Origin of the sequence: Streptomyces sp. KR55 (assembly GCF_052245645.1) — a bacterium.
Classification (GTDB): Bacteria; Actinomycetota; Actinomycetes; order Streptomycetales; family Streptomycetaceae; genus Streptomyces; species Streptomyces flavusporus.
Genome location: NZ_JBQQCE010000418.1, coordinates 1 through 8667, shown reverse-complemented (window position 1 = coordinate 8667; position 8667 = coordinate 1). Strand labels below are relative to the sequence as shown.

The following is an 8667-nucleotide window of genomic DNA, read 5'->3' as shown; positions in this document are numbered from 1 at the left end:
CCCCCGGGCCCCGACCCGGCCGGACACGTCCCCGCCGTACGGCCGTTCCTCGTCACCGCCGGCCGGGTGGCGGGCGCGGGCGAGGCCGCGTCCGGCCGGACGATCCCGGTCGAGACCCAGGTCATCGCCACCGCCGAGGGGCTCGACGCGCTCGACCGGCTGTCCTTCGAGCAGCACGACATCGTTGCCGCCTGCAAGCAGCCACAGTCCATAGCCGAGATCGCGGCCCGGCTGCGGCTGCATCTCAACGTCGTCCGGGTCCTCGCCGAGGACCTGCGCACCGCCGGACATCTGGCGGTGTACGTGCCGAACGCCGCCGTCACCCACGACGCGTCCGTCCTGCGAAGGGTTATCGATGGCCTCCGCGCCATCCCCGACTCCCGGGGGGTACTCCGTGACACCGACTGAACCGCTCACCGTCGGCGCGGCCGCGCAGCGGGCCGTACGGCCGCCGCTGCCGGTGAAGATGGTGATCGCGGGCGGCTTCGGCGTGGGCAAGACCACCGCCGTCGGCGCCATCTCCGAGATCGAGCCGCTGACCACCGAGGCCGCCATCACCGAGGTCGCGGCGGGGGTGGACGACCTCTCCCACACCCCGCGCAAGACCACGACCACGGTCGCGATGGACTTCGGCTGCATCACCATCGATCCCACGCTGAAGCTGTATCTGTTCGGCACGCCCGGTCAGGACCGGTTCGGCTTCATGTGGGACGACATCGTCGAGGGGGCGGTCGGCGCGCTCGTCATCGTCGACACCCGCCGGCTCGACGACTGCTATGCCGCCGTGGACTACTTCGAGCACCGGCAGATCCCGTTCGCCGTGGCCATCAACGCCTTCGACGGTCAGGTCGAGCACGCCCTGGAGGAGGTCCGCTGGGCGCTGGACGTCGCCGAACACGTCCCGGTGGTCGTGTTCGACGCCCGCGAACGCGGCTCGGTGCGGGACGCGCTGCTCGTCGTACTGGAGCTGGCGCTGGCCCGCACGGAGCGCTCCGCGGGAAGGGCCGTATGAGCACTGCGGGCCGTCTGTGGCTGGTCGCGCCCACGGTGGGGGTCCCCCCGCTCATGGGGGTCCCCCCGCGCGAGCGAAGCCGAGCGTGGGGGAGAAGCCGAGAGTGGGTGAGGAGCCGCATATCGACACAGCCCCGCGCCCCTTACGGGGCGCTGGACCTCCGTACCCCCCGCGACACCGCGAGGCGGGCGACCGCCCAGAACACCGCGAGCGTGGCCAGCGCCATTCCGGCGACCAGGGTGGCGCCGCCCACGACCTTCTCGTAGTTCTGCTGGTAGAGACCGTCGATGATGTAGCGGCCGATGCCGCCGAAGCTGACGTACGCGGCGATGGTGGCCGTCGAGACGATCTGGATGGCCGCCGAGCGCAGTCCGCTCAGGATCAGCGGCAGGGCCACCGGCAGTTCGACCCGGAACAGGACCCCGGCCTCGGCCATGCCCATGCCGCGGGCGGCATCCACCGGCGCGGGGTCCACGGAGCGCATCGCCTCGTAGGTGGTGACCAGGATGGGCGGGACGGCGAGCACGACCAGGGGGATCATCACCGGGGCCATGCCCAGGCCGAGCAGCACGAACATCAGCACCATCAGGCCGAAGCTGGGCAGCGCACGGGCGGCGGTGGCGACCAGGGCGAGCGTGTTGCCGCCGCGCCCTGTGTGCCCCGTGAGCAGGCCGATCGGCAGTCCGACGGCGGCGGCGATGCCGAGCGCCAGCAGCGTGTACTCGATGTGCTCGACGACGCGCGTCGGGATGCCGTCGTAGCCCTGCCAGTGGGCGCTGTCGCTGAAGAAAGCGTCGATGTGGTTCAGGACGTTCACCGGGTGGCCTCCTGCACGGCGGTCGTGCGCGGGTTCTTCCGGGCGCCGCGCGGCATCCAGGGCGTCACCAGCACCCGCAGGACGATCAGCGCGGCGTCCACGAGGATGGCGAGGACGGCCGTACCCACCACGGAGAGCCAGATCAGCCGGTCCTGGTGGTAGATCATGCCGCTGTTGAGCAGGTTGCCGAGGGCTCCCTCGTTGCCGATCAGCATGCCGACGCTGACGAGGGAGATGCTCGACACCGACGCCACCCGCAACCCGGCGATGATCGCGGGCGCCGCGATCGGCAACTGCACCTGGACATAGCGTCGTACGGGCCCGAAGCCCATGGCGGTGGCGGCGGCCAGCGTCTCCTGCGGCACCGACCGCACGCCGTCCACGATCGCCGGGACCAGCACCACCAGGCTGTAGACGGCCAGTGGGATCATCAACGTGAGCTCGCTCAGGCCGGTGTAGTCGATGAGGACGACGAAGAAGGCGAGCGACGGGATCGCGTACAGCACGGTCGTCACCCACAGCACGGGCGGGTACAGCCAGCGCAGCCGCACGCACAGCTGGGCGACGGGCAGCGCCACGAGCAGCCCGGCCAGCACCGGAAGCAGTGCTTCGCGCAGGTGCAGTGCGACCACGCCGAAGTAACCCTGCTGGATGTCGCTGGGCATGTCGAAGAGTTCGTTCATCGCGCGACCTTCTGCGCCTTCTCGGCCGTCCCGTCGGCCCGTCGCTCAGCGTGGGCGCCACGGATCGCCTCGCCGATGGTCTGCTGGGAGACGACCCCGGCCGCCCGGCCCTCGCCGTCCACGGCGACGGCCCAGCCGGTGGGCGAGAGGACGGCGCAGTCGAGCGCGGCCCGCAGCGATTCCGTACCTGCCACGAACGGCCGCCCGTACGGCAGGAGTTGGTCCGCCGCGATGTTCCCGGCGGCCAGCTCCCGCGGCTCGCTCCAGCCGAGGGGCTTGCCGTCCAGGTCCGTGACGAGGAGATAGGGGACGTCCATCGTGTCGCGCGCGGCGATCTGCTCGGCCGTGGCGTCGACGGCGACGATCGGCGCGGTGAGCAACTCCAGCCCGGCGGACGGGAAGAAGGACAGCCGCCGGATGCCGCGGTCGGCGCCGAGGAAGTCCTCGACGAAGGCGTCCACGGGGTGGGACAGCAGCTCGGCGGGCGGCGCGAACTGGGCGAGCCGGCCGCCGGTGCGCATCACGGCGACCATGGTGCCGAGCTTGACGGCCTCGTCGATGTCATGGGTGACGAAGACGATGGTCTTACCCAACTCGTCCTGGATACGCAGGAGTTCGTCCTGCAGGCCCTTGCGGACCACGGGGTCGACGGCGGAGAACGGCTCGTCCATCAGCAGCACGGGCGGGTCGGCGGCCAACGCCCGGGCCACACCGACGCGTTGCTGCTGTCCGCCGGACAGCTGGTAGGGGTACCGCTTGGCGAGGGAGGCGTCCAGACCGACCCGCTCCATCAGCTCCCGGGCCCGGGCGCGGGCCTTGTCCTTGCCCCAGCCGAGCATGCGGGGCACGGTGGCGATGTTGTCGACGATCGTGCGGTGCTGGAAGAGGCCGGCGTTCTGGATGACGTAACCCATGGACCGGCGCAGTGTGTTGACCGGCTGCTGCATGATGTCGACGTCGTCGAGGAGGATGCGGCCCTCGCTCGGCTCGACCATCCGGTTGATCATCCGCAGGGTGGTGGTCTTGCCGCACCCCGACGGCCCGACGAGGACCGTGATCGAACGGTCCGGTATCTCCAGTGACAGGCGGTCGACCGCCACCGTGCCGTCCGGGTACCGCTTGGTGACTGAATCTATCCGTATCAAAACGCCGAACGCCCTTCGGGTTTGGCCGTCGCTGCCCGCTCTCGCCATGGCGGCGGGCCGTTGCGGGGAGAGTCTAGACCGGTTGTGTTGCAGGACTTCGACGGGTTACGTCGCATGCTGACCGGTTGCAGTCCCCGCCGACGGTCATGCCGCCATGGGCAGCCCGGCCGTACGCCGCACCCGCCGCCCGGCGTCCACGGCGTACACCTCGCAGCCCTTCCGTCCGGCCGCCCAGGCGACGCCCTCCGCACCCATCGCGAACGCCGCGGTGGCCGCGGTGTCCGCCTCCGTCAGGGTCGGGGCCACGACGGTGACGCTGATCAGGCCGGTCGCCGGACGTCCGGTACGCCCGTCGACGATGTGCTCGCCCCGCTCGTACAGCGCGGACGTCGCGACCGCCCCGTCGGTGAGTTCCAGGACCGTGCACACCCGGTCGGCGTGGTCGGGGTGCCGTACGCCCACCCGCCACGGCCCGCCGGCGACGACCACGTCGCCCCCGGCGTTCAGGCAGAACCGCCGTACGCCCGCGGCCGTGAGCAGCTCCGCCGCCCGCTGCACCGACCAGCCCTTGACCACGGCGCAGGGATCGAGGCCGCGGCCGGGCAGGCGGGCGTCGAAGGCGCCGCCGGTGGCGAGGCGGTACTGCTCGCACAGGTCGAGCACCTCGGCGAGGTCGGCGCTGACCTCGCCGAGGGCGATCTCGCTCCGGTCGAGGCGGGACACCTCGCTGTCGTCCTTGAAGGGGCTGAACCGCTCGTCGACCTCGCGCAGCCACGCGAAGACGGCGTCGGCGAGCCCGGCGGGGACGTGCTCGTCGTCGATCCGCAGGGAGACGGGGAAGCCCATCACGTGCTCGACCCGGTGCATGTCAGGCACCCTTCGCGTCGATGGCGGCCTGCAGGGACTCCTTGTAGCCCTCGCTGGTGATCGTCGCGCCGGACACCGCGTCGATCTCCGCGCTCTGCGCCTGCAGCGTCTCCTCGATCAGCGTCGGCACGGCGGCCGTCGTCTGCGGGTGGTTCGGCTGCTTCAGCATCCGGACCGCGGTGATCTCGTCGCCCGCGAAGGTCACCTCCACCTGTACGTCACCCTTCTCGGTGGTGACGGTGGAGCCCGCGACGACGATCTGGGCCGAGGTGCCCGGGGATCCCAAGGTGGAGGTCGCGGAGGGGGTCGCGGCCGGCTGGGCGGCCTGGTCCTGACCGTTGCCGTCCGAGGGCACGTACCGCCAGACGGGGATCAGTCCGGCAACGGTCAGGACCAGGACAGGAAGTGCTCGTTTCACGGTAGGTACCTCGTCCCCGTCATCCGGCCAGGCTGAAGCGTTCGAAGTGGATCTGCGGCTTGGGCACGCCGAGCTCGCGCAGGCTGCGCAGCACCGTGGCCGTCATACCGGGCGGACCGCAGACGTAGACGTCGCGGTCGGCCACGTCCGGGACCAGCCGGGCCAGCTCGCCGGGCGCCAGTTTGTCCGGGGCGACCGGGCCGGTGACCAGATACAGTTCGGCGCCCTTGGCCCGGGCGAGGTCGCGCAGCTCGTCGTAGAGGACGGCGTCCCGGTCGCTGGACACGCGGTAGATCACCACGGCGTGGCCGTGCAGCTCCTCCAGCAGGGCCCGGATGGGGGTGACACCGACACCGCCGGCTATGAGCAGGGCGTCGGGGCGGGTGCGGTGCATGGTGGTGAAGGCGCCGTAGGGGCCCTCGGCGAAGACCCGGGTGCCGACCTTCAGATGGCGCAGGGCGGCGGTGCCGTCCCCGGCGGCCTTGGCGGTCAGGCGCAGGGTGCGGCCGTCCGGGGCCGCCGACAGGGAGAACGGGTTGGCCTGCCACCAGCGGTCGCGGGTGAGGAACCGCCACAGGAAGAACTGACCGGCCCGTGCGGGCAGCCGGTCGAGGTCGCGGCCGGTGACGTAGATCGAGACGACGTTGTCGTTCTCGGGGACGACGGCCGAGACCCGCAGCTGGTGGCGGTGGTTCCGCCACAGCGGCAGCACCACACGGCCCAGGGCGACCGAGCCCAGCACGACGATCCCCAGGGTCCACCAGTACGCGGTGGCCGCCGGCGAGGCGACGAAGGTCGTACCGACCGCCACCTGGTGCGAGAAGGCCAGGACGACGGCGATGTAGGTGTAGAGGTGGATGAAGTGCCAGGTCTCGTAGGCCAGTCGGCGTCGGGCGAACCGCGCCGAGACCAGGCCGATCACGATGATCAGCGCCAGCGCGACGACCGCACGCAGCACGCCCTCGACGGTCTCGGCCAGGTCGATCAGCTGGTTCACCGGGTCCAGGCCCGAGGAGTCGGCGTAACCGAAGGTGATGAACACCGCGTGGGCCAGCAGCGTCCACAGCAGTGAGAAGCCGACCCAGCGGTGCCACAGGGTCAGCCGGTCCATGCCGATCCGGCGGTCGAGCCAGGGCAGCCGGGCCACCAGCAGCAGCTGGAACGCCATGAGGAGGGCGCCGTACAGCCCGGCCAGCCGGCCCAGGACGATCAGCGCGTTGGAGGCGAACCCTGCCTGGACGAAGAAGACGGTGACCACGGCCACGTTTGCGGCCAGCACGGCGTACAGACCGGTGCGGGCCACCACCTTGGGGCGCAGCGCCGCGGTGGGCGCGGGAGGTGACTGGACTGTCGTCACGGACGGCAACTCCTTGATCGGGGCCTTGAGGACTCCGAGCTTCGCTGGGGGGAGCTGTCGAATTCCTGTCGTACGACTTTCAAGTGGATATCGATGCGGGCGGGGGTGGTCACCTGGTCTGGCATGGGAGAACGGTTGGCGCACTATGAACGGGTGGAAAAAGTACGGCTCCTGGTTGTGGACGACGACCCGCCCATCGCCGACCTCGTCGCCACGGTCGCCCGCTACGAGGGGTGGGAGGCGGTCACGGCGAACTCCGGCGACGAGGCACTGCGCCGCGCCGCCGAGTTCCATCCGGACATCGTCGTGCTGGATCTGATGCTGCCCGACATCGACGGCTTCGGCATCCTGGACCGGCTGCGCGGTTCGGGGACGATGGTGCCGGTGGTGTTCCTCACCGCGCGGGACGGGATATCCGACCGGGTGACGGGGCTCACCCGGGGCGGTGACGACTATCTGGTCAAGCCGTTCGCCGTGGAGGAGCTGATGGCCAGGCTGCGGACGGTGCTGCGGCGCACCGCCGGGCCCGGTTTCCAGCGGTCGGTGCTGCGGGTGGCGGACCTGACGATGGACGAGGACACCCGTGAGGTGCGGCGCGGCGGAAAACTGCTGACGCTGACTCCGACCGAGTACGAGGTGTTGCGCTATCTGATGCGCAAGTCGCCGACCGTGCTCACCAAGGCGCAGATCCTCGACCATGTGTGGGAGTACGGCTTCGGCGGCCGCTCCAACGTCGTCGAACTGGTCGTCAGCCGGCTGCGCCGCAAGCTCGACGACACCGGCTCCCCGCTGATCCACACCGTCCGGGGCTTCGGATACGTGATCCGGCGGGCCGCCGAGTGATCCGCCGGCTCCGGCAGACGTACCGCAGGCTCCGTCTGGGCACCCGGCTGGCGCTGGGCCTGGGCGCCCTGGCGCTGGTGGTGTTCGCCGTCGTCGGCACGGCCCTGACGACGTACATGCGGGACTATCTGTCGGCCCAGCTCAACGAGCAGCTGCAGCTCGGCCAGCTCGCCCAGTCCAAGAGCATTGCGGATCACGGCACGCTGCAGGGGAAGAAGTACTACCGCTGGTACTACGCCGTGTACGACGTGTCGGACGGCACCCCCGTGCTCCGCAGACCCGAGGACGCCGCAGACCTGCCGAAGGACCTCGACGAGTTCACCGCCCTGGCCCGGTCCCAGGCCTCCTCGGACCAGGAGCTCCTGCGCACCGCGCATCTCAGGGGCGCGGGCACCTACCGGCTGCGGGCCTGCGAGGTCGAACCCGGGGTGGTCCTGGTGAGCGCCGCCCCGATGGACGACATCGAGGACACCGTCCAGCAGCTGATCACGATCCAGGTGGTCACGTTCGCGCTGGCCCTGCTGGCGCTGGTGGTGTTCGGCCGGAGGATGCTGCGGCGCGGGCTGAAGCCGCTGAGCGACATGGCGCACACCGCGCACGGCATCGCCTCGCACGATCTGACCGAGTCGGCGGCGCGGCTGCCGCTGCGGGCCGACGGCCCAGGCGGCGGGCCGGAGGTGGAGGAGCTGCGCACGGCGTTCAACACCATGCTGGAGCACATCGACGACTCCCTCGCCGTGCGCGCCGAGGCCGAGCAGCGGCTGCGCCGGTTCGTCGCGGACGCCTCGCACGAACTGCGGACGCCGCTGATGTCGGTACGGGGCTATGCGGACCTGTTCCAGTACGCGGCCGCCAACGCGCCCGAGGAACGGGAGAAGCATCTGGCGCGGCTGCGCGCCGAGGCAGCCCGGATGGGCTTCCTCCTGGACGATCTGCTACTGCTCGCCCGGCTGGACGCCGCCGAGGTGGAGGCCCCGCTGCGGCTCGCGGACGCCGACCTGGTGGAGCTGGTCGAGCAGGCCGCGGACGCCTTCCGCGCCGCGCACCCGAGCCACCCGCTGACGGTGACGACCGGGGACGGGCCGGTGCGGCTGCGGCTCGATCAGCAGCGGATCCGGCAGGTGCTGGACAACCTGCTCACCAATGCCGCCGTGCACACGCCGGCCGGCACAAAGGTGTGCGTGGAGACCTCCGTGACGGCCGGCGCCGCGCTGGTCCGGGTCACCGACCGGGGACCCGGGATTCCGGCCGCCGACCGGGAGCGGGTCTTCGACCGCTTCTACCGCGTCGACAAGGCCCGCAGCCGCGACCGCGGCGGCAGCGGGCTCGGGCTGTCGGTCGCGAGCTCACTGGTGCGGGCCCACGGCGGCACGATCGGGCTGGCCGGCGAACCGGGGAGGACGGTGTTCACCGTCCGGCTCCCGGTTCAGGAGTATTCCGGGTTCAGGAGTAGGTGACGTCCGAGGTGCTGTAACGCAGTGCGTGCCGTCCGGCCCGCTGCCCAGGGACGCCGGCTCGTCGCCGC

The 8667-nt window shown here is 71.2% G+C and carries 10 protein-coding genes; 4 read left to right on the top strand and 6 right to left on the bottom strand.

Annotated features, from left to right (window positions below; genetic code table 11):
• Positions 1 to 408: DUF742 domain-containing protein (locus ACTWQJ_RS40005; RefSeq protein ID WP_443311351.1), on the top strand; the 408-nt coding region annotated here is incomplete at its 5' end.
• Complete coding sequence (locus tag ACTWQJ_RS40000; RefSeq protein ID WP_443311350.1) at positions 395 to 1012, top strand: GTP-binding protein; 618 nt, start codon at positions 395 to 397, stop codon at positions 1010 to 1012. The genes ACTWQJ_RS40005 and ACTWQJ_RS40000, both read left to right, overlap by 14 nt.
• A 142-nt stretch (positions 1013 to 1154) precedes the next feature.
• Here ACTWQJ_RS40000 and ACTWQJ_RS39995 read toward each other — a convergent pair whose 3' ends face one another.
• The 6 genes from ACTWQJ_RS39995 to ACTWQJ_RS39970 all read right to left on the bottom strand — a co-directional run bounded on the left by ACTWQJ_RS39995 (position 1155) and on the right by ACTWQJ_RS39970 (position 6299).
• Complete coding sequence (locus ACTWQJ_RS39995; RefSeq protein ID WP_443311349.1) at positions 1155 to 1829, bottom strand: ABC transporter permease; 675 nt, start codon at positions 1827 to 1829, stop codon at positions 1155 to 1157.
• Positions 1826 to 2512 carry an ABC transporter permease gene (locus ACTWQJ_RS39990; protein ID WP_443311348.1) on the bottom strand — a complete coding sequence of 229 codons (687 nt, stop codon included), beginning with the start codon at positions 2510 to 2512 and terminating at the stop codon, positions 1826 to 1828. The genes ACTWQJ_RS39995 and ACTWQJ_RS39990 overlap by 4 nt, the downstream gene beginning before the upstream one ends.
• Positions 2509 to 3657, bottom strand: coding sequence for an ABC transporter ATP-binding protein (locus ACTWQJ_RS39985; RefSeq protein ID WP_443311347.1), 1149 nt, complete (start codon positions 3655 to 3657; stop codon positions 2509 to 2511). The genes ACTWQJ_RS39990 and ACTWQJ_RS39985 overlap by 4 nt, the downstream gene beginning before the upstream one ends.
• A 144-nt stretch (positions 3658 to 3801) precedes the next feature.
• Positions 3802 to 4524, bottom strand: a complete 723-nt coding sequence (locus tag ACTWQJ_RS39980; RefSeq protein ID WP_443311346.1) for an FAD:protein FMN transferase — start codon at positions 4522 to 4524, stop codon at positions 3802 to 3804.
• A 1-nt stretch (position 4525) separates the two neighbouring features.
• On the bottom strand, positions 4526 to 4942 hold the full coding sequence (locus ACTWQJ_RS39975) for an FMN-binding protein (RefSeq protein WP_443311345.1): 417 nt from the start codon (positions 4940 to 4942) through the stop codon (positions 4526 to 4528).
• A 19-nt stretch (positions 4943 to 4961) separates the two neighbouring features.
• Positions 4962 to 6299 carry a ferredoxin reductase family protein gene (locus ACTWQJ_RS39970; RefSeq protein ID WP_443311344.1) on the bottom strand — a complete coding sequence of 446 codons (1338 nt, stop codon included), beginning with the start codon at positions 6297 to 6299 and terminating at the stop codon, positions 4962 to 4964.
• Between the two features lie 123 nt (positions 6300 to 6422).
• Here ACTWQJ_RS39970 and ACTWQJ_RS39965 point away from each other — a divergent pair, with 123 nt between their 5' ends.
• Positions 6423 to 7142 (top strand): response regulator transcription factor, encoded by a 720-nt coding sequence (locus tag ACTWQJ_RS39965; protein ID WP_443311343.1) that lies wholly within the window; start codon positions 6423 to 6425, stop codon positions 7140 to 7142.
• The gene (locus ACTWQJ_RS39960; protein WP_443311342.1) at positions 7139 to 8599 is read left to right on the top strand and encodes a sensor histidine kinase; all 1461 of its coding nucleotides are present in this window, start codon (positions 7139 to 7141) and stop codon (positions 8597 to 8599) included. The genes ACTWQJ_RS39965 and ACTWQJ_RS39960 overlap by 4 nt, the downstream gene beginning before the upstream one ends.
• The last annotated feature ends 68 nt before the right edge of the window (positions 8600 to 8667 follow it).